The sequence below is a fragment of the Phenylobacterium conjunctum genome, assembly GCF_042679085.1.
In the GTDB taxonomy this organism is placed as follows: Bacteria; Pseudomonadota; Alphaproteobacteria; order Caulobacterales; family Caulobacteraceae; genus Phenylobacterium; species Phenylobacterium conjunctum.
Map to the genome: position 1 here is coordinate 1 of NZ_JBHTLQ010000061.1, position 18,959 is coordinate 18,959.

The window sequence follows — 18,959 nt, forward strand, 5'->3', positions numbered from 1 at the left end:
GGCCGCCGCCGTGGTGATCGCCGCCTTCGGGGGCGGGATGCTGGCCGCCAAGGGCTTCGACGCCCTCAGCCTTGGCGGCCCGGCCTCCGGTCCCGCCGCGCATCTGGAGCCCGGCGCGCAAGGCTGGTCCCTGTTCGGCAAGCCGCGGTGGCAAGGCGCCCCGCGCCGCGGCGTCCCCAAGCCCGAGGGCTTCGCCGTCTGGCGCTCGCGCATCGACACCTCCGGCCCCGAGCCCAGAGCGTGCGTGGAGATGACCCGGCCGCTGGACCCGGCCAAGTCCTACGCCGACTTCGTCCTGGTCTCCCCCGACCTCGGCCACAGCCCCGCCGTCCAGGTGAAGGGCTCAGAGCTCTGCGTGGGCGGAACCGGCTTCGCCGACCGCCGCCTGACCCTTCTGAAGGGCCTGCCCGCCCGCGGCTCCGAGACCCTGGCCGCCAACGCCGACGTCGACTTCACCTTCGGCGAGAAGCCGCCTTACGTGGGCTTCGCCGGCTCCGGCGTGATCCTGCCGCGTGAGGACGCCGACGGCGTCGGCATCGAGACCGTCAATGTCAGCCGCCTCTATGTCGAGGTCTGGCGGGTGGTGGACCGCAACCTGGTCCGCAAGTCGATCTCCGCCCCCGATCCGACCCCGGAAGGCGAGTACAGCTACGACTACGGCTCAGACAGCCCCGACGAGGACGGCCGCATCGTCTGGAAGGGCGAGATCGCCGTGAAGGCCGAGGGCGAGGGCGTCCGCACCACGACCGTCTTCCCCCTGGGCGCCGTGCTCAAGGAAATGAAGCCGGGCGGCTATGTCATCAAGGCCCGCGACGCCTCCGGCGGCCGCGCGGTGAAGCCCAGCGACGACGGCTACGATTCGAACCCTCCGGCCCAGGCCCGCCGCTGGGTGATGTTCACCGACATGGCCCTGTCGGCCTATGACGGCTCCGACAGCCTGGACGTGGTGGTCCGCTCCCTGAAGACCGCCAAGGTCCTGCCCGGCACGGTGGTCAACCTGGTGGCCCGCAACGGCGAGGACCTGGCCAGCGCCAAGGCCGACGCCAACGGCCATGTCCGCTTCGACCACGCCCTGCTGGAAGGCGAAGGCGGGGCGGACGCCAAGATGGTCATGGCCTATGGCGCCCAGGGCGACCTGGCCGTGCTCGACCTCGACCGCGCCCCTGTGGACCTGTCGAAACAGGGGATCGGCGGGCGCACCGGCGACGACGCCTCCACCTCCGGCCGTTCGGCCGCGGGCGTGGTCGACGCCTTCCTCTATGACGACCGCGGCATCTATCGCCCCGGCGAGACCGTCCACCTGAACGCCCTCTTGCGCGACCGCGAGGTCAAGGCGGTGAAGAACCGGAAGGGCGCCATCGTCGTCAAGCGGCCCTCCGGCGTGGAGTTCCGCCGCTACGCCTTCGACGGCGCGCCGCAAGGCTCGGTCGGCGCCGACGTGGTGCTGCCCAAGTCGGCCCCGCGCGGCCGCTGGACCGCCCAGGTCATGATCGACGGCCTCGACAAGCCGGCGGGCGAGATCAGCTTCTCGGTCGAGGATTTCGCGCCCCAGCGGCTGGCGGTCACCGTCACCGGCCAGGAGCAGGTCCCCTTGAAGGCCGGCGAGGTCCGTAATGTCGATATCAACGCCCGCTTCCTCTATGGCGCGGCGGGCGCCGGCCTGCAGACCCAGGGCGAAGCCCGACTGAAGGCCGACACCAACCCCTTCCCGCAGTTCGCCGACTATCAATGGGGCGACCAGGTCACCCCCTTCGAGGAAAAGTATCTAGACCTCGGCCAGACCGTCACCGACGGCGACGGCCGCGCGGTGGTCGCCGTCAATGCGGGTGAGGCTGGCGATACGGCCCAGCCCCTGACCGCCGTCTTCACGGCCTCGGTGTTCGAGCCCGGCGGCCGCCCGGTGCGCGAAGGCCTGGACCTCAAGGTCCGGACCAAGCCGGTCTATCTGGGGGTCAAGGTCGACCAGGGGGATTCCGGCGGCTCCGGTGATCCCACCGTGGCCATGAACATTATCGCCGCCGACGCCGCCGGCCGCCGCATCGCGGTGGGCGGGGTCAACTACAGCCTGATCGCCGAGAACTGGGACTATGACTGGTTCCAGCAGGACGGCCGCTGGCAGTGGCGGCGCACCAGCCGTGACGTGGTGGTCCAGAAGGGCGCCCTGAACGTCTCCGCCGCCAACCCGGCCCGCCTCGCCCGGCGCCTGGGCTGGGGCGACTATCGCCTCGAACTCTACGGCCCCTCGGGCGCCAAGACGGTCATCCGCTTCGCCTCGGGTTGGGGCGCCCCGGCCGCCGACATGGACGCCCCGGACTTCGTGCGCGTCAGCGCCGGAACCCACGCCTATGCGCAAGGCGACACCGTCGAGATCACCTTGAAGCCGCCCTATGCCGGCGAGGCCCAGGTGGCGGTGGCCACCGACCGCCTCATCGACCTCAAGACCGTCTCGGTTGGACCGGGCGGGACCACCGTCCGGCTGAAGACCAACGGCGCCTGGGGCGGCGGGGCCTATGTCCTGGTCAGCGTGGTGCAGCCGCGCGATCCGGTCGCCTCGCCCAAGCCGCGCCGTGCGCTCGGCCTGATCTATGTCCCGCTGGACCCGAAGGACCGCAAGCTGGGGGTTGAGATCAACACCCCGCCAAAGCTCGACTCCAAGGCCATGCTGGAGGTGCCGATCACCATCAAGGGTGCCGGCTTCGGCGGGCGCGCGCGGGTGACCCTGGCCGCCGTCGACGAGGGCATCCTGCAACTGACCAAGTTCAAGAGCCCCGACCCGGTCCAGTACTATTTCGGCAAGCGGGCGCTCACCCTCGACTACCGCGACGACTATGGCCGCCTGCTCGACCCGAACCTGGGCGCGCCGGCCAATGTCAATTTCGGCGGCGACGAGATCGGCGGCGAGGGCCTGACCGTCACCCCCATCAAGACCGTGGCCCTGTGGTCCGGCGTGGTGGAGACCGGCCTGGACGGCAAGGCGGTGATCAAGCTGCCGGCCGCCGACTTCAACGGCGAACTGCGCCTTATGGCCGTGGCCTGGACCGACACCGCCGTCGGCTCGGCCTCCAAGCCGATCACGGTGCATGAGCCGGTGGTCGCCGATCTCGCCCTGCCCCGCTTCCTGGCGCCCGGCGACAAGGCCTTCGCCACCCTCGAGCTGCACAATCTCGAGGGCAAGGTCGGGGAATATGTGGCCGAGCTCACCGCCGACGGCGGGGTGCTGGCCCCCTTCAAGAAGGCCTTCCAGCTGATCCTCGGTCAGCGGGTCGCCGAGCGGATTCCGTTCAACGCCCCGATGAAGGCCGGGATCGGCAAGGTGGGCTTCAAGGTCTCCGGACCCGGCTTCTCCACCGCCAAGGACTATCCGATCCAGACCCGCCTGGGCTGGGGCCAGATCACCCGCACCACCATCGACCTGCAGAAGACTGGCGAGAGCTTCACGCCCACGCCCGACTATCTGAAGGGCCTGGCGGCCGGCGATGCGAGCCTGCAGGTCTCCTACTCGCCCTTCCGCGGCTTCGACCCGGCGCCCATCGCCAACGCCCTGTCGAAATACCCCTATGGCTGCACGGAACAGACGGTCTCGGCCGCCTATCCCCTGCTCTACGCGACCGAGGTCGGCGGCGATCCCAAGCTCAAGCGCTCGACCACGGCCCTGGCCGGGGCCGTGGGCCGGCTGCTGGACCGCCAGACCCTCGACGGCGCCTTTGGCCTGTGGCGGGTGGGCGACGGCGAGGCCGACGCCTGGCTGGGCGCCTACGCCACCGACTTCCTGATCGAGGCCAAGGGCATGGGCGCGCCCGTGCCGCAGGAGGCGATCGACCGGGCCCTGTCGGCCATGCGCCAGATCAGCCGTCCCGACGGCTGGGCCTCGGTGTCGTACCGTCTGGAATATCCCGAATGGTGGTCCGGCTCGCCGGAGGCGTCCAAGAAGGCGACGGAGGCCATGCGCAGCCGCGCCAGCGCCTACGCCCTCTATGTGCTCGCCAAGGGCGGCCGCGGCGACCTCGCCCGCCTGCGCTGGTGGCACGACGTCCAGATGAAGAACGAGGCCTCGCCCCTGGCCAAGGCCCAGGTCGGCGCCGGTCTCGCCCTCATGGGCGACCAGGCCCGCGCCCGCTCGGCCCTGCGCCAGGCGGTCCGCACCCTGGGCTACAAGGACGAGAGCGACTGGTACCAGAGCCCGCTTCGCGACCTCGCGGCCGTGATCGCGCTCGCCTACGAATCCGGCCAGGCCGACATCGCCCGCAGCCTGCAAGGGCGGCTGGAGAACGCGGTCAAGGATCCCGACGCCCTCAACACCCAGGAAGAGGCCCGTCTGCTGGAGGCCGCCCACTACATGCTGAAGGCCGCCGGCCCGGTGAAGATCGCCGCGACGGGCGCCTTCCCCGTGCAGGGCGCGACCAACCGCTGGGCGGTGGGCAAGCTGGCCGACGCCCGCTTCGTCAACAATGGCGGGGCGATCTGGCGGACGGTCACGGTCACCGGCGCGCCGGTGGCGGCCCCGCCGGCCTCGGCCAATGGCGTGACCCTGTCCAAGCGGCTGTTCACCTTCACGGGCGGGGCGGCGGACGTCGCCAATCTGCGCCAGGGCGACCGGGTGATCGTGCTGGTCTCCGGCCGCTCCAGCCAGGCCCGCTCCATGGCCCTGGTGGTGGACGATCCCCTGCCCGCCGGCTTCGAGATCGAGACGGTGCTCGGCCCTGACGACGCCCAGAACGGTCCGTTCCGGTTCCTGGGCCAATTGTCCGGCGCCGACGTCCAGGAAGCCCGTGACGACCGCTACGTGGCCGCCATGGACCTGGCCGGCAAGGGCGACTTCGCCTTCGCCTACGTGGCCCGCGCCGTGACGCCGGGGGACTTCCTGCTCCCCGGCGCCCAGGCCAAGGACATGTACCGCCCGGCCTTGGGCGCCCGCACCGCCGCCACCCGCACCGTCATCGCGCCGGCGCCGTGATGACAGGACCGTCGTATCCTTCTCCCCTTGTGGGAGAAGGTGTCGGCGTAGCCGACGGATGAGGGGTCTCGCTCCCCTGTCCGGCTGGCTTCGCCGGGTGGTTCGGAAGGGTGAGGGAAACCCCTCATCCGCCCCCGCTCCGCGGGGCCACCTTCTCCCACAAGGGGAGAAGGAAGGGATTCGCCCACCTCCCTTCGCGGGGATGAGCGGAGGTTGGGGGCCCTTGGCGGGGGAGAAGGAGACCATCCGCCGTCTCACCCTCGGCCTCGTCACCCTCGTCGCCGTCGAGACCGCCGTCTTCGCCCTAGACGCCCTCGCGCCCCCGGACATGAGCCGGGCCGTGCGCTCCTCGCCCGTGGCCCTCGACCACCGCGGCGCCTGGCTGCGAGCCCTGCCGGTGGAGGATGGGCGTTGGCGGATCCGGGCCGACCTGACCCGCACCGACCCCACCTTCCAGAAGCGCCTGGTCGCCGTGGAGGACGCCCGGTTCTGGCTCCACCCGGGCGTCGATCCCTTCTCCGTGGTCCGGGCTATCGGCTCAGCGGTGGTCCATGGCCGGCCGACCTCCGGCGCCTCGACCCTGACCATGCAGACCGCGCGCCTCCTGGAGCCGCGGCCGCGCAATCTCGGCTCCAAGCTGATCGAGATGATCCGCGCCCTGCAGATCGAGGGGCGGCTGTCCAAGCGCGAGATCCTGGCCCTCTACCTGACGCTCGCCCCCTATGGCGGCAACCTGGAGGGCGTGCGCGCCGCCAGCCTGTCCTATTTCGGCCATGAGCCCGAGACCCTGACCGACGGCGAGCAGGCCCTGCTCATCGCCCTGCCCCAGTCGCCGGAAGCGCGCCGCCCCGACAAGCGGCCCGAAGCGGCGCGGGCCGCCCGCAACGCCGTGCTCGCCAAGCTGATCCGCGCGCGGCGCCTGACCGAGGTGGAGGCCACCGAAGCTGAGGGCGAGCCCCTGCCCCTGCGCGCGCCCTTCCCGTCCCTGGCCTGGCACGCCGCCGGCGAGTTGGCCCGCGCCGCGCCCGCCTCCCAGGCCTCGGTGGTCTCGACCCTCGATGCGGGCCTGCAGGCCAGGCTCGAACCCCTGGCGGCCGCGGCCGCCCGCGCCCAGGGCCCGGAGAACACCGCCGCCATCCTGGTGGTCGAGATCAAGAGCCGCGCCGTCCGCGCCGCCGTCGGCTCCGGCGGGCTCGACCGCCCCGGTGGTTGGATCGACATGACCCGCGCCATTCGCTCCCCGGGCTCCAGCCTCAAGCCCTTCATCTATGGCTTCGCCTTCGACGACGGCATCGCCGCCCCGGACACCCAGCTCGAAGACACCCCCCGCCGCTTCGCCGACTACCAGCCGGAGAACTTCGACCGGGTCTTCCACGGCAAGGTCACGGCTCGCGAGGCCCTGTCTCATTCCCTCAACGTCCCCGCCGTCGAGCTGCTGGAAAAGGTCGGCCCCTCATCCTTCGAGGCGCGCATGGCTGGGGCCGGGATCACCCTGGTGCGGCCCAAGAAGGGGGTGACCACGCCGGGCCTGGCGATTGCGCTGGGCGGCGTCGGCATCTCCGCCCGCGACCTCGCCGTGCTCTATGCGGCCTTAGGCGATGGCGGCGTCGCCAAGCCCCTGGCCTGGACGGAGGACGAGGCGGCGCGCAGGCCCCGCCAGGGCGGCGACCGGCTGATGCGGACCGAGGCCGCCCAGTCGATCCTGGACATCCTGCGCGAGACCCCGCCGCCGGCCGGGGTCACCGCTGCGCCCCTGACCAAGGGCCGGCCCTTGATGGCCTTCAAGACCGGCACCTCCTACGGCTTCCGGGACGCGGTGGCGGCGGGGGTGGTGGGCGGCTACGCCATCGTGGTCTGGACCGGCCGCGCCGACGGCGGCGCGCGCGGCGGCCTCACCGGTCGCGACGCCGCCCTGCCGCTCCTGTTCGATGTCGCCGACCTGTTGGACGCCCCGCCCTCGGCGCCGCGCCCCATCGCGCCCCGCGCCGCGCCCGAAGCCCTGAAGCGCCTGGATCCCACGGCCGATGGCCCGCGCCTGATCTTCCCGCCCGACGGCGCGACCGTGCAGGTGGAGGCCTTCGGGCGAAAGGCCCGCGGCCTGGCCCTGGCCGCCGGCGGCGAGGACTTGAGCTGGTATGTGAACGGCGAGCCCATCGACCGCGATCCCGTCAGCGGCCGCGCCATCTGGCGCCCGGACAGCCCCGGCTTCTACAAGCTGTCCGTCGTCGACGCCCAAGGCCGCAAGGCCCAGGCGAAGGTCAGAATCAAGGCCGCGCCAGGCATCAACTAGCTGATTTTATTTGCCTAATTTCTGATTTGCCACAGGGTTCCAACACCACTGTAACAAGTGCCTAAATCAGGCCTTCAACGCGTCCAGGCCCACCTGGTCCGCCACCGCCACATTGAGGTCGGTGATCAGGCCGTTGGAGATCGAATAGACCCAGCCGTGCACGCACAGGCTCTGGCCCCGCGCCCAGGCGTCCTGGACGAACACGTCCGAGGCCACGTTCTTCACCTGCTGGATCACGTTCAGCTCGCACAGCCGATCGGTTCGCGCGCGGCCCTCGTCCAGGGCCTCCAGCTCGTCACGGTGCGCCGCATAGACCTCGCGGATGGGATGCAGCCAGTGGTCCACCAGCCCCCGCCGCTGGCCGTCCACCGCCGCGGCCACGCCGCCGCAGCCATAGTGTCCGACCACCATGATGTGCTTCACCTTCAGCACATCCACGGCGAACTGCAGCACGGACAGATAGTTGGCGTCCTGCGGCGGCGCGAGGTTCGCCACATTGCGGTGCACGAACAGCTCGCCGGGATCCAGGTCCACGATCTCGTTGGCCGGCACGCGGCTGTCCGAGCAGCCGATCCACAGGTATTCCGGGCTCTGCTGGCCTTCCAGGCGCTTGAAGAAGCCGGGATCGACGGACAGCTTGCCGGCCGCCCAGCGGCGGTTGTTGGCCTTCAGGTCTTCGAGCATCAGATCACCTTGAAACGGATTTGGCCCACGCCCTCGACCTCGCCCTCGACCAGGTCGCCGGGCTTCAGCGGTCCGACCCCTTCCGGGGTTCCGGTATAGATCAGGTCGCCGGCCGCCAGGGTCCACAGCTTGGAGGCCTCGGCGATGATCTCGGCCACGTTCCAGATCATGTCGGCCACGGTCGCGTCCTGCTTCACCGCGCCGTTCACGGACACGGCGATACGGCCCTGCGGCGGCGCTGCGTCCCACTTGCGGATCGCCGAGATCGGCGCGGAGGCGTCGAACGCCTTGCCGGCTTCCCAGGGATGGCCCTTGTCCTTGGCGGCGTTCTGCAGGTCGCGCCGGGTCAGGTCCACGCCCACGGCATAGCCGAACACCAGGTTGAGCGCCGCCTCCGGCGTCAGGTCGGCGCCGCCGCCCTTCAGGGCCACGACAAGCTCGATCTCGTGGTGCAGGTTGCCGGTCTTCGGCGGATAGGGAACGTCCGCGCCCGGCAGCACGATGGCGTCCGCGGGCTTGGCGAAGAAGAACGGCGGATCGCGGTCGTCGCCGCCCATCTCCCGACGGTGCGCGGCGTAGTTCCGCCCGACACAGAGGATCCGGCGCACCGGAAACAGCGCGGTCTCGCCCTCGACGGGCACGGCGACAGGCGCGGGCGGATCAATGACATAGCTGGCCATAGGGGCCGCCTTACGCCCGCGCAGCAGGCTTGTGAACCCCTGCCCCTACGACGGTCCGCAGGGGCAGGGCATCACACCTATTTGAGGCCGTCGCGCAGGGTCTTGGCCAGGTCCAGGTGCTTCTGGACCTTGGGCGCGGTGGCCGCGGCGAAGGCCTTGATCGCGGCGACGTCGCCGTCCTCGGCGTAGCGCTGCAGCAGGTTCAGGGCGCTCTGGTGGGCGTCGACCTGGCCGTCCATGTAGGCCTTGTCGAAGTCCTTGGCGTCGGCCTTGGTCAGGTCGTCCAGCTTGTCCTGCAGGTCCTTGTTCAGGGCCGCGGGCGGGGTCAGGGACTGGCCGGACTCGCCAATCGCCTTGGTCAGGTCATTGGTCGTCGCGGTGTGGGCGTCGATCATCTCCTGGGCGAACTTCTTGACCTGCTGGTTCGAGGCGCGGGTCAGGGCCAGCTTGGCCGCCGAGATCTCGAACATGTCGCTCATGGCGGCCTTCTCGACGAAGGTCGGGGCGGCGGTCTCGTCCGACGGGGTCGGGACAGTGGCGGCGGGGTTGGCGTCCGGCGTCATGGCCTGTTCGGCCGGCGTCGCGGCGCCTTCGGTTTCGGTCTTCTTGTTGCAGGCGGCGAGCGACAGGGCGCAGACGGCCGCCCCCGCGATCAGCAGGGTCCGAGACATGTTAAGTTCCTTGACAAACGGTGGGTGAGGACGGCTCCAAGGTCGCCCTTGGATGTGAAACTCACGCCGCCGTGATCTGTTCCGGAGCCCCCGCATGACCCCGCTCTCTGAAGGCGCCTTGTCGGACCTGAAGGTCATCGAGATGGGCACCCTGATCGCCGGTCCCTTCTGCGGCCAGATCCTAGGCGACTTCGGCGCCGACGTGGTCAAGATCGAGGATCCCAAGACCGGCGATCCCATGCGCCAATGGGGCCGCAGCCTGCCCAAGGGTCTGTCGCCCTGGTGGCCGGTGATCGGGCGCAACAAGCGCTCGGTGGGCCTGGACCTGCGCACGCCGGAGGGCCGCGCCATCGCCGCCGACCTGATCGCCGGGGCCGACATCCTGATCGAGAACTTCCGGCCTGGGACCATGGAGAAGTGGGGCATGGACTATGCGGCCCTGTCGGCGCGCAATCCGCGCCTGATCATGGCCCGCATCTCTGGCTTCGGTCAGACCGGCCCCTACGCCCAGCGCGCCGGCTACGGCCTGATCGGCGAGGCCATGGGCGGTCTGCGGCATGTCACCGGCGAACCCGACCGCCCGCCGGCCCGCGCCGGCATCTCCATCGGCGACAGCCTGACGGCCATGCACGCCTTCATGGGGATCACCATGGCCCTGCACGCCCGCACCCGCACCGGGCGCGGCCAGGTGATCGACGCCGCCCTGTTCGAGAGCGTCCTGGCGGTCATGGAGAACCTGGTCACCGAGTACGACCTGACCGGCTATGTCCGCGAGCGCTCGGGCTCGATCCTGCCCGGCATCGCCCCGTCGAATGTCTATCCCTGCCAGGGCGACGAGGTGATCCTGATCGGCGGCAACGGCGACAATGTCTTCGCCCGCCTGTGCGAAGTGATGGGCCGGCCCGACCTGGCCGCTGATCCGAAGTTCGTCAGCCATGCCGCCCGCGGGACCAACCAGGCCGAGCTCGACCAGATCATCGCCGCCTGGACCCGCACCTGGAAGCTGGCCGACCTGCTGGCCCTGCTGGAGGAAAAGGGTATCCCGTCTGGCCGGGTGTTCCGCGCCCCCGACATGCTGGAAGACCCACAGTACCAGGCCCGCGGCGCGATCGTGGAGACCGACCACCCGGTGTTCGGCCGCATCAAGATGCAGAACGCCTTCCCGCGCCTGTCAGAGACCCCCGGCCAGGTCCGTTGGCCGGGTCCGGCCCTGGGCGAACACACCGATCAGGTGCTGGGCGAACTGGGCCTGTCGGTCGACAAGATCGCCGACCTCAGGGCCCGGGGGATCGTCTAGCCGGCCAGGATCCAGCCGGCGGGCAGGCTGGCCGCGGTGACGCTGGCCACCACCAGCGTGTCTCCGCTCGTCAGGGTCACCACCACATCCGCGCCCTGCTGGGTGATGGAATAGGTCGCGCCGCCCTCGATCACCACCCGATCGCCCTGGGCGTAGCTGAAGTCGGTGATCCGGTCGTTCCCGGCGCCTGAGAAGAAGCTGAATCGGTCGGCGCCGGCGCCGCCGGCGATCGTGTCATTGCCGCGGTCGCCCCAGAGCAGGTCGTCGCCGGTGTCGCCCACGACACTGTCGTCGCCCTGGCCGCCCCGGACGACATCATTGCCGTCGCCGCCATAGACCGTGTCATTGCCGAGGTTGCCGTAGACGATGTCGGATCCGGCGTCGCCATAGAGCAGGTCCTCGTTCTTGCCGCCGACGACCCAGTCGTCCCCGGCGTTCCCATGAGCGGTGTCATTGCCCATGTTGCCGTTGATGTCGTCGAAGTCCGATCCACCGCTGATCTGGTCGTCGCCCTCGTCGCCGCGCAGCACGTTCGAGCCCGAGGTTTCGACCAGGGTGTCGGCGCCGGCGCCGCCGCTGACGCTGTCCGCGCCGCCGCCGCCCCGCAGCACATTGTTGAGCCCGTTGCCCCACAGGGTGTCCGCGCCCGTGCCGCCGATGGCGTTCTCGATGTCCGCGCCCTTGGCCACAGCGACGTTGCCGACGAGGCCGCCCACGCTGGAGAAGTTGCCCTGGCGCAGGTCGATGGTCTGGTTGTTGGTGTAGCCGGAGAAGTCGAAGGTGTCGTTGCCGCCGGCGTCCCACACGGCGGTGACCATCCGGCCGACATTGGCGTCGAACCAGGTCCGCCCGGCGTTGGAGTTGAAGCCATAGACCGTGTCGCCGGTGCGGGTGGTCATGTTGGCGCCATAGAGCAGCTGGGCCGCGGCGATGTCATCGAGCATCGGGGTCGCACCGTAGTTGGGGCCGAAATAGCCCCCGGTCTCGTCCTCGTCGAAATAGCTCATCACCGTGTACTGGCGGCTGTCCTCGTAATAGCTGGCGTTGGCCGCATAGGTGAAATCAGACCCTGAGGTGGAGTCGTAGTCGGACGGGTGACCGAGGCCCAGGGTATGGCCGATCTCATGCACCAGGACCTGGCCGCCATAGTTGGAGCCGGTCGGGGCGGCGTTGTAGCTCTTGCTGACATTGGTCCAGACATCGCCGGCCTTGGCGGTGGCGAGGTAGGAGCCGGGGAAGTAGGCGAAGGCCGCCGAGCCGCTTTCGCCAGAGCCATAGTTGGCGAACAGCATGGTGGCCTGGTCGGTGTAGGCGGCGTCACCGCTCGAGCCGAACCCGACCCGGGAGAAGCGGATGTTGGCCACGTCGGACCAGGCGGTCAGGGCCTGTTCGGCCTGGGTGATCTGGGCGGTGTTGAAGCGCGAGAAGTCGGTGGTGTCCGACGGCATGGTGTCCGGCGCCGTGGCGCGGAAGCCGTAGGTGATCGTCGCGGGAACGCCGAAGGGCGTCCAGCCCGGCTCGCCCCCGGTGAGCTGGTTGGCCGCCTGGGCGATCGTGTAGCTGGTCTTGCCGTTGGCCGTCGTGTTCTCACGCGCGTCCGCGTTCAGGAAGCCCAGCGGCGCGGCGCTTTCGTTCAGGTCATACAGGCCGGCGGCGGGCGTGATCTGGGCGGACATGGCGACTCCTTCCCCGCGATCTGAAACCGGGGCTTGCTAACAAAGTGACTACGACTCGCGCCCCAAGGGAACAAGACGCCGCCATCATCTTATGGGCGACGCGAACTGCGCCGTCGCGATGAAATCTGGCCCTGACGCTCGGCCCGACGCATCATGGGGTGGTCCGTCACGAAAGCCGTCCCATGCCCTTCGCCGCCCTTCCCGATCTGAACATGTACTATGAGCGCGCCGGCGCAGGTGAGCCGCTGCTGTTCATCTCGGGCACCGGCGGCGACCTGCGGGTGAAGCCCAATGTGTTCGACGGGGGACTGGGTCAGGCCTTCGATCTCCTGGCCTTCGACCAGCGGGGCCTGGGCCAGACCGACAAGCCCGATGTCGCCTACAGCATGGCCCAATACGCCGACGACGCCGCCGCCCTGATGGACCATGTGGGCTGGGACAGCGCCCTGGTGGTCGGGGTCTCTTTCGGCGGGATGGTGGCCCAGGAACTGGTGCTGCGGCATCCGCAGAAGGTCCGGCGCCTGGTGCTGGCCTGCACATCGCCAGGCGGGGCCGGAGGCGCCTCGTTCCCGTTCCACGAGATTGACCACCTGAAGGGCGAGGCGCGCGCCCGCCACCTGATGGCCTTTTCCGACACCCGCCGGGACGAGGCCTGGGCCAAGGCCAATCCAGAGCTCTACGAACAGCTGGTGCAGATGAGCGCGACGGATCCCTTCGCCGGCGAACCCGGCCGCGAGCACGGCGCCTGGCGTCAGCTTGAGGCCCGCTCGCATCACGACACCTGGGAGCGGCTGCCCCAGATCGCCGTCCCGACCCTGATCGCGGCCGGCCGCTATGACGGGGTCGCCCTGCCGGAGACCCAGCTGAACCTGGCGATGCAGATCCCCGGCTCGACCTTGCGCTTCTTCAAGGGCGGCCACCTGTTCATGATCCAGGACCGCACGGCGGTCCCGGCGATGATCGAGTTTCTGAAAGCCTAGCTTCGGGCGCGGCGCCCGGCCAGGAGACCGGCGACCGCGGCGGCGACCTGGGTCACGTCATAGGGCTTGCGGATGATCGGCGCATCGAAGCCACCGGGCGCCCCGCCTGTGTCGCCATAGCCGGTGGCGAAGACGAAGGGCACGCCACGAGCGGCCAGCAGCTCGGCCACCGGGGTCACCGAGCGGCCGTTCAGGTTGGCGTCCAGGACGGCGGCGTCCACCGGCTGGTCCAGCAGGGCCATAGCCTCTTCCAGCTCATAGGCCGGGCCGATCACCTCGGCGCCGGCGTCGGACAGGCCGGTCTCCAGCTCCATGGCCAGCAGAACGGCGTCCTCGACGATCAGCACCCGGGCGCCGCCCAGGTCGGCGTCTTCGATGTCGGTGACGATGGGGGCGGCGGCGCGGGCGGCCGGGGCGGCGGGGACGGTGTCCGGGCGCTCGACCACCGCTTGGTCACCGGCGGACAGCACAACGCGTACGCCCGAGGCAGGATACTCGATCCGCACCTCACCGTTCAGCTCGCGGCCGGTGACCTGTTCCAGCAGAGTGGAGCCGAAACCGAGCCGCTTGGGCGGCTGGACGGTAGGCCCGCCGCTCTCGGTCCAGGTCAGCTCGAATCCGTCGCCAGGCCGGCGATGCCACCGGACATTGACCCGACCGTGCTCGCTGGACAGGGCGCCGAATTTCAGGGCGTTGGTGGCCAGTTCGTGCAGGGCCAGAGACAGGGCGTTGGCGGCCCTGGGCGTCAGGAACAGTTCCGGGCCTTCCCAGCGGGTCTGGCCCGGCGCGATGCCCCCCAGCTCGGCGGCCGCCAGGTGGGCGATGGCCGCGCCGCGCCAGCGGGCGGCGGTGAGCAGCTCGTTGGCCGAGGCCATGGACTTCAGCCGGCCGGCGAAGGTGCTGAGGAAGCTTTCCAGCGAGGTGGTGCGCTTGGCGGTCTGCTGGGCCAGGGTCTGGACGGCGGCGAGCACGTTCTTCACCCGGTGGTCCAGCTCGGCCATCAGGGTCTGGCGCTGGTCTTCCTCGGCCTTGCGCTGGGTGATGTCCTGGATGACGCCGCAGATCGCCTGGGGCTTGCCGCCCTCGTTGCGCACCACGTCGCCGCTGGAGCGAAGCCAAAGATCCGGCCGGCCGGGTTCGCCGGCGAGCCGGAACTCGGCCTCGTAGCGGCCTTCGGCCCGCAGGCTTTCCTCGACCGCGGCGCGCACCGCCGCGCGATCCTCAAGGTGCACGAAGCTGTAGATCGCATCCCCGCCGCCGCCCTTGAGCGCGCCCGCGGGCAGGCCGGTGATCGCGGCCATCCGCTCGCTGACCCGAAGCAGGTCCTGTTCGATATCCCATTCGAATTCGCCCAGGCGCGCAGCATTCAGCGCGAGCTCGAGGCGCTTGGCTTCAAGGCTGTGATCCACGGCCGAGCTGGGCATAAGGCGAACATAGGCCCATGTTCGCGCCGAGGCGATAGGGGCTCACGGACACAAGTCGAAGAATATTCGCGGCTCGAGGCCAAGCTTTGCCACCTTTTGGGAACCAGCCTATTATATGAGGGTTGAGGCTGTGCTCCCCCACGGCCAGCAAGACCCCCTTGCCTCACGCTTCTGGAGAATCCAAATGCCCGCCAACGCCGTCGACAAGGCCGCCAGCGAAGCCAAGGCCGCGGCCAGCTCGGTCGCCGAAGCCGCCACCCAGATCGCCGCTCAGGCGGAGAAGAGCTTCTCGGAAGCCGCCAAGCGCTTTGAGAAGGTCGTGTCCGAAGGCATGGAGCAGGTCCGCGCCCAGAGCCGCACCTATACCGACACCGCCGGCCAGCACCTGGACGAGGCCCAGCGCTACACCACCGAAAAGATCCGCGAACGCCCCCTGCTCGCGGCGGGCGCCGCCCTCGGCGTCGGCCTGCTGGTCGGCCTGCTGCTGTCCGGCGGTCGCAACCGTTGATCCTGAAGAAGGTCATTCTCGGCGCCTGCGCCGTCTCCGCCCTTGCGGCGGCGGCGGCGGTGGGCGTCGTGGCCGCGGCCTTCGCGGTCTATGCGGCGCTGAAGCCGATGATCGGCCCGGCCTGGGCCTCGGCCTCGGTGTGCGCGGCCGCAGCCCTGCTGATCGCCCTTGGCGGTCTCGGCGCGGCGCTCGCCGCCAATCCGCCCCGCCGCAAGGCGTCGGCGGATAAGGACCTGACGGCCAAGCTCATCGAACTGGCCAAGGAAAAGCCCATCGTCGCGGCCAGCGCCATCCTGGCCGCCGGGGCCGTGGCGCTGAAGAACCCGAAGATCACCGCCGCGATCGTCGGCGCCTTCATGGCCTCCAAGGCCAATGGACCGAAGAAGTAATCGAACCAAGCCGGCCTGAACCAAAGAGGCCCGGCCGGGTTTTCCAGGGTGCGCACCCTCGCGCCCAACCGGAGACCCGGCATGTTCCAGCTTCCCGACCTGCCCTACGACCACGCCGCGCTCGAGCCTGTGATCTCGCGCGCGACCATGCACCTGCACCACGACAAGCACCACAAGGCCTATGTGGACACGCTGAACGGCCTGCTGGCCAAGGACGGCTGGTCGCCGCCCAGCCTTGAGGCGCTGATCGGCCAAGTGCGGGACGAGGCGGCGCATCGCAAGCTGTTCAACAACGCCGGCCAGGCCTGGAACCACGCCTTCTTCTGGGAGGCCATGACCCCGCGCGGACAGCCGCCCCAGGCCGCCCTGGCCCAGGCGATCACCGAGGCCTTTGGCGATCTGGCGAGCCTCAAGACCCAGTTCGTGGAGGCTGGCGCGACCCATTTCGGCTCGGGCTGGGTCTGGCTCGCAGCCAAGGCCGACGGGCTTGTCATCGACACCACCCACGACGGCGAGACCCTGGCGGCGCGGGAAGGCGTCACCCCGCTCCTGGTCTGTGATCTTTGGGAGCACGCCTACTATCTGGACCATCAGAACAACCGGAAGGGCTTCCTGGAGGCCTGGTTCGACGCCCTGCCCAACTGGAGCTTCGCGAGCGCCCAGCTAGCGGCGGCGCAAGGCTCCGGCCCGGCCTGGCGCTATCCGGAGCCCCAGGACGACGGAACGGGGGAGAAGCGTGAGCGTTCTGTCTAGGTCGTCAATTCCCTAGGAGAGCCAACATGTTGAGCTGGGCCCTGACCTTCCTTGTGGTCGCCCTCATCGCCGGGCTTCTGGGCTTCACCGGTATCGCGGGCGCCGCGATCGGGGTCGCCAAGATCCTGTTCCTCGTCTTCCTGGTGCTGTTCGTGGTCAGCCTGATCTCGCACATGATGCGAGGCCGGGCGGTCTAGCCGACGCAACCGCAACAAGACTGAGCACGCCTCCGGGAGCGATCCCGGAGGCGTCTTCATGTCCGGCCGCGGGTGTGACCCCAGGCGCGAAAGGGCTCGAACCGCGTTCCGGTCCAGGCCAGGGCGGACACCCGAATCTCGGCTTCGTCGATCTCGATCAGGTTGAAGCTCGCAGGCACGCCCCGCTCGCGCACCGACAAGGTGCCGGCGCCGACCGCGGCCATGCGGCCCTGCGGAAAGGGCAGCAGGAACGGGGCGTGGACGTGGCCCGACAGGACCATGGCTATCCCGGCCTGCGCCAGGCGCGCGGCGGCGGCCGCCCCGCCCCAGACGCGGCCCGTCATGGGCGCGCCGATCATCTCGACCAGCGGATGATGGACCACCAGGATGCGGGCCCAGTCGGTGGGGGCCTTGGCGAACCAGGCCAGGGCGGCGTCCACCTGGCGCGCAGAGATCTGGCCCTTGGACCAGTTGGCCCGGGGCTGGACCCCACGGGCGGTGTTCAGGCCATAGACGGCCAGACCCTGGCCCAGCCACTGCACCGCTTCGGCGGGGCCGATCACCGCCTCATAGCGGGCGAAGGGGCGGAACAGGCGCTGGACCCAGGCCAGGTAGGGCGCGTCGTGATTGCCCGGCGTCACCAGCCTGGGCTCGGGCAGGCGGCGGAGCCAGGCCGCGGCGGTGGCGAACTCGTTCTTCTCGCCGAACCGGGTCAGGTCGCCGGAGACGATGGTCAGGTCCGGGGGATCGGCCGCGAGCCAGGCCGTGGCCGCCTCCACGGCGGCGGCGTTCTCGTCCCCGAAATGGATGTCGGAGAGGTGGGCGATGCGGATCATGCCGGCGCCAGCACCTGCACCACCTTCGGCCGCCAGCGGATGCTGGCCCTAGGGGCCAGGCGCACCGGCTCCCCGTCCAGCAGGGCGGGCAGGCCGCGCGCGGCCCAAACCGCCGCCGCCTGGCAGCGGGCGGTGCGCACTGCGGGGTCCCTGCGCCAGTCGCCGGTGAGGGCGTTGACGCCCAGGCGGAAGGCCTCGGCCGCGCCCTTGGGATCAAGCGCCGCGGCCTCCAGGGCCTGCGCGTCATCGGACAGGGCGCGCGAGATGGGCGGACAGAGGAAGGCCAGGGCCTCGGCCTTGTCGGGCGCATCGAGGTCGAGGCGATAGCGCAGACGACCGCTGAAGGCCCGCGCCCAGGCCCGCCGCGCACGGCCGAGCGCCAGGTCCAGCCGGCCCTTGCGGACGGCTTCGCGGGCCGGCGCCCAAAGGGCCGGGGAGCCGAGGATGGCCGCCACCAGGAACAGCCGCCCCTCGACCTCGTCGCCGCCCAGCATGCGCGGTTGGCCGGCGGCGAGCACGGCCTCAAGCGCCTGGGGCCAGGCGAGGTCGCCATAGATGGCCTGGGGCAGCATGTTCATGGTCCCGCCTGGCAAGGGCGCCAGCAGGGGGCCGTCGGGCCCACAGCATTCCGCCGCCGCCCGGGCGGTGCCATCGCCGGCCAGGATGGCCAGGAGGTCCGGCCCCGCGTCGACGGCGCGCTTCAGGAGATCGGGCAAGGCGCCGTCCTGTGGCGTCCAGACCCGGCCGCGCAGGCCGTGCTCGGCCAGGATCCGACGGGCGAGGTCCGGCGCGTCAGGCCCGACGCCGCCCGAGGCGGTGTTGGCGATCAGCTCGACATGTCGAAGACGAAGCGGGCTCAGGACGCGGGCTCGGCTTTCGGGGCCTCGGTAAGCCCGCGCAGGGCGGCCCCGGCGCCGCCGGCCGCGTCGCGGACGGTGGGTTCGGCCCGATCGGCCGCCGCCGCCAGGCCCTGGTCGACCACGTCGCCGCTGCGCTCAAACGAGCCTTCCTTGACCGCAAAGCCCAGGACGACAGCCCCCAGGGCTGCGGCGGCGAAGGTCAGGGCCATCAGGACCGGATGGCGCTTACGGGCGGCGCGTTCGTCCCGGCGCCCGCGCTCATAGGCGGCGCGAACCTCGCGTTCGAGATCAACAGGCGGGGTGGAGAAGCGGGGACCGGCGGCCGCCGTCCGGTGACGGTTCCAGAACATGAGAGCCTCTGTGCGTCGTTGGCGTGGTGAAGGTGCAACGGCGCAGCCTGACCCCCGGTTCCATGGGGGAACCGCCGGCGCAGGGAGGCGTTCATGCTCAAGGTTGGAGGGTTGAGCCATGCGCATCTGGATGAACCTGTCTCTGGTGGCGGCCCTGGCCGGTCTGGGCGCCTGCGCCCGGCTGCCCCATCCGCGCGCCGAGGTCTGTCCCGACACCAGCTTCCAGATCTATTTCGAGCCGGACTCCGCCACCCTGACCGACGAGGGCCTGGCTGTGGTCGCGACCGCCGCAGCCGGCGCCCGCAGCTGCCGGGTCGATGGCGTGCAGGTCCTGGGCCTGGCCGATGCGGCCGGATCGCCCCAGGCCAACCTGGCCCTGTCCCAGGCCCGCGCCGCCGCCGTCAGCCGCG

At 70.4% G+C, this 18,959-nt stretch carries 17 protein-coding genes; 9 read left to right on the top strand and 8 right to left on the bottom strand.

Annotated elements, in window-relative coordinates:
- On the top strand, positions 1–4,954 hold a 4,954-nt coding region (locus tag ACFQ27_RS18105; protein ID WP_377354577.1), incomplete at its 5' end, for an alpha-2-macroglobulin family protein.
- A gap of 202 nt (positions 4,955–5,156) precedes the next feature.
- Positions 5,157–7,244 (top strand): penicillin-binding protein 1C, encoded by a 2,088-nt coding sequence (pbpC, locus tag ACFQ27_RS18110; protein WP_377354578.1) that lies wholly within the window; start codon positions 5,157–5,159, stop codon positions 7,242–7,244.
- A 66-nt stretch (positions 7,245–7,310) separates the two neighbouring features.
- Here pbpC and ACFQ27_RS18115 read toward each other — a convergent pair whose 3' ends face one another.
- From ACFQ27_RS18115 to ACFQ27_RS18125, 3 genes are all read right to left on the bottom strand, one after another.
- Positions 7,311–7,928 (bottom strand): carbonic anhydrase, encoded by a 618-nt coding sequence (locus ACFQ27_RS18115; RefSeq protein WP_374346015.1) that lies wholly within the window; start codon positions 7,926–7,928, stop codon positions 7,311–7,313.
- On the bottom strand, positions 7,928–8,608 hold the full coding sequence (locus tag ACFQ27_RS18120; RefSeq protein ID WP_377354579.1) for a fumarylacetoacetate hydrolase family protein: 681 nt from the start codon (positions 8,606–8,608) through the stop codon (positions 7,928–7,930). The genes ACFQ27_RS18115 and ACFQ27_RS18120 overlap by 1 nt, the downstream gene beginning before the upstream one ends.
- A 77-nt stretch (positions 8,609–8,685) precedes the next feature.
- Positions 8,686–9,279, bottom strand: coding sequence for a DUF4142 domain-containing protein (locus tag ACFQ27_RS18125; RefSeq protein ID WP_377354580.1), 594 nt, complete (start codon positions 9,277–9,279; stop codon positions 8,686–8,688).
- 94 nt (positions 9,280–9,373) lie between these two features.
- Between ACFQ27_RS18125 and ACFQ27_RS18130 the strand changes: the two genes are divergently transcribed.
- Complete coding sequence (locus tag ACFQ27_RS18130; RefSeq protein ID WP_377354581.1) at positions 9,374–10,576, top strand: CaiB/BaiF CoA transferase family protein; 1,203 nt, start codon at positions 9,374–9,376, stop codon at positions 10,574–10,576.
- Here ACFQ27_RS18130 and ACFQ27_RS18135 read toward each other — a convergent pair.
- On the bottom strand, positions 10,573–12,252 hold the full coding sequence (locus ACFQ27_RS18135) for a M10 family metallopeptidase C-terminal domain-containing protein (protein ID WP_374346011.1): 1,680 nt from the start codon (positions 12,250–12,252) through the stop codon (positions 10,573–10,575). The genes ACFQ27_RS18130 and ACFQ27_RS18135 overlap by 4 nt on opposite strands.
- A 182-nt stretch (positions 12,253–12,434) precedes the next feature.
- On the opposite strand from ACFQ27_RS18135, the gene ACFQ27_RS18140 reads away from it, so the two are divergent.
- Entirely contained in the window at positions 12,435–13,232 is a 798-nt protein-coding gene (locus ACFQ27_RS18140; protein ID WP_377354582.1) for an alpha/beta fold hydrolase, read from the top strand.
- Here ACFQ27_RS18140 and ACFQ27_RS18145 read toward each other — a convergent pair.
- A complete protein-coding gene (locus ACFQ27_RS18145) occupies positions 13,229–14,656 on the bottom strand; it encodes an HWE histidine kinase domain-containing protein (RefSeq protein ID WP_377354583.1) in 1,428 nt (475 codons plus the stop codon). The genes ACFQ27_RS18140 and ACFQ27_RS18145 overlap by 4 nt on opposite strands.
- A 184-nt stretch (positions 14,657–14,840) precedes the next feature.
- Here ACFQ27_RS18145 and ACFQ27_RS18150 point away from each other — a divergent pair, with 184 nt between their 5' ends.
- From ACFQ27_RS18150 to ACFQ27_RS18165, 4 genes are all read left to right on the top strand, one after another.
- Positions 14,841–15,164, top strand: a complete 324-nt coding sequence (locus tag ACFQ27_RS18150; protein ID WP_374346008.1) for a glycine zipper domain-containing protein — start codon at positions 14,841–14,843, stop codon at positions 15,162–15,164.
- Complete coding sequence (locus ACFQ27_RS18155) at positions 15,161–15,553, top strand: hypothetical protein (RefSeq protein WP_374346007.1); 393 nt, start codon at positions 15,161–15,163, stop codon at positions 15,551–15,553. Before ACFQ27_RS18150 ends, ACFQ27_RS18155 begins: the two co-directional genes overlap by 4 nt.
- Before the next feature lie 81 nt (positions 15,554–15,634).
- Positions 15,635–16,306, top strand: a complete 672-nt coding sequence (locus ACFQ27_RS18160; RefSeq protein ID WP_374346006.1) for a superoxide dismutase — start codon at positions 15,635–15,637, stop codon at positions 16,304–16,306.
- Between the two features lie 26 nt (positions 16,307–16,332).
- Positions 16,333–16,503 carry a DUF1328 domain-containing protein gene (locus ACFQ27_RS18165; RefSeq protein WP_377354584.1) on the top strand — a complete coding sequence of 57 codons (171 nt, stop codon included), beginning with the start codon at positions 16,333–16,335 and terminating at the stop codon, positions 16,501–16,503.
- A gap of 56 nt (positions 16,504–16,559) precedes the next feature.
- Here ACFQ27_RS18165 and ACFQ27_RS18170 read toward each other — a convergent pair whose 3' ends face one another.
- Genes ACFQ27_RS18170 through ACFQ27_RS18180 form a run of 3 tightly spaced genes read right to left on the bottom strand, consistent with a single transcriptional unit; the run spans position 16,560 to position 18,549 of the window.
- Positions 16,560–17,339, bottom strand: a complete 780-nt coding sequence (locus ACFQ27_RS18170; RefSeq protein WP_377354585.1) for a metallophosphoesterase family protein — start codon at positions 17,337–17,339, stop codon at positions 16,560–16,562.
- Positions 17,336–18,199 carry a diacylglycerol/lipid kinase family protein gene (locus ACFQ27_RS18175; protein WP_377354587.1) on the bottom strand — a complete coding sequence of 288 codons (864 nt, stop codon included), beginning with the start codon at positions 18,197–18,199 and terminating at the stop codon, positions 17,336–17,338. Before ACFQ27_RS18175 ends, ACFQ27_RS18170 begins: the two co-directional genes overlap by 4 nt.
- Positions 18,196–18,549 (bottom strand): hypothetical protein, encoded by a 354-nt coding sequence (locus tag ACFQ27_RS18180; protein ID WP_374346003.1) that lies wholly within the window; start codon positions 18,547–18,549, stop codon positions 18,196–18,198. Before ACFQ27_RS18180 ends, ACFQ27_RS18175 begins: the two co-directional genes overlap by 4 nt.
- Before the next feature lie 118 nt (positions 18,550–18,667).
- On the opposite strand from ACFQ27_RS18180, the gene ACFQ27_RS18185 reads away from it, so the two are divergent.
- The coding region (locus tag ACFQ27_RS18185; RefSeq protein WP_377354586.1) for an OmpA family protein at positions 18,668–18,959 on the top strand (292 nt) is incomplete at its 3' end.

Bases quoted from the DNA above. Each gene is read 5' to 3' on its own strand.
- ACFQ27_RS18145 (WP_377354583.1), bottom strand. From the start codon at position 14,656: ATGCCCAGCTCGGCCGTGGATCACAGCCTTGAAGCCAAGCGCCTCGAG.
- ACFQ27_RS18140 (WP_377354582.1), top strand. From the start codon at position 12,435: ATGCCCTTCGCCGCCCTTCCCGATCTGAACATGTACTATGAGCGCGCC.
- ACFQ27_RS18165 (WP_377354584.1), top strand. From the start codon at position 16,333: ATGTTGAGCTGGGCCCTGACCTTCCTTGTGGTCGCCCTCATCGCCGGG.
- ACFQ27_RS18115 (WP_374346015.1), bottom strand. From the start codon at position 7,928: ATGCTCGAAGACCTGAAGGCCAACAACCGCCGCTGGGCGGCCGGCAAG.
- ACFQ27_RS18125 (WP_377354580.1), bottom strand. From the start codon at position 9,279: ATGTCTCGGACCCTGCTGATCGCGGGGGCGGCCGTCTGCGCCCTGTCG.
- ACFQ27_RS18130 (WP_377354581.1), top strand. From the start codon at position 9,374: ATGACCCCGCTCTCTGAAGGCGCCTTGTCGGACCTGAAGGTCATCGAG.
- pbpC (WP_377354578.1), top strand. From the start codon at position 5,157: ATGAGCGGAGGTTGGGGGCCCTTGGCGGGGGAGAAGGAGACCATCCGC.
- ACFQ27_RS18135 (WP_374346011.1), bottom strand. From the start codon at position 12,252: ATGTCCGCCCAGATCACGCCCGCCGCCGGCCTGTATGACCTGAACGAA.
- ACFQ27_RS18180 (WP_374346003.1), bottom strand. From the start codon at position 18,549: ATGTTCTGGAACCGTCACCGGACGGCGGCCGCCGGTCCCCGCTTCTCC.
- ACFQ27_RS18160 (WP_374346006.1), top strand. From the start codon at position 15,635: ATGTTCCAGCTTCCCGACCTGCCCTACGACCACGCCGCGCTCGAGCCT.
- ACFQ27_RS18120 (WP_377354579.1), bottom strand. From the start codon at position 8,608: ATGGCCAGCTATGTCATTGATCCGCCCGCGCCTGTCGCCGTGCCCGTC.
- ACFQ27_RS18170 (WP_377354585.1), bottom strand. From the start codon at position 17,339: ATGATCCGCATCGCCCACCTCTCCGACATCCATTTCGGGGACGAGAAC.
- ACFQ27_RS18150 (WP_374346008.1), top strand. From the start codon at position 14,841: ATGCCCGCCAACGCCGTCGACAAGGCCGCCAGCGAAGCCAAGGCCGCG.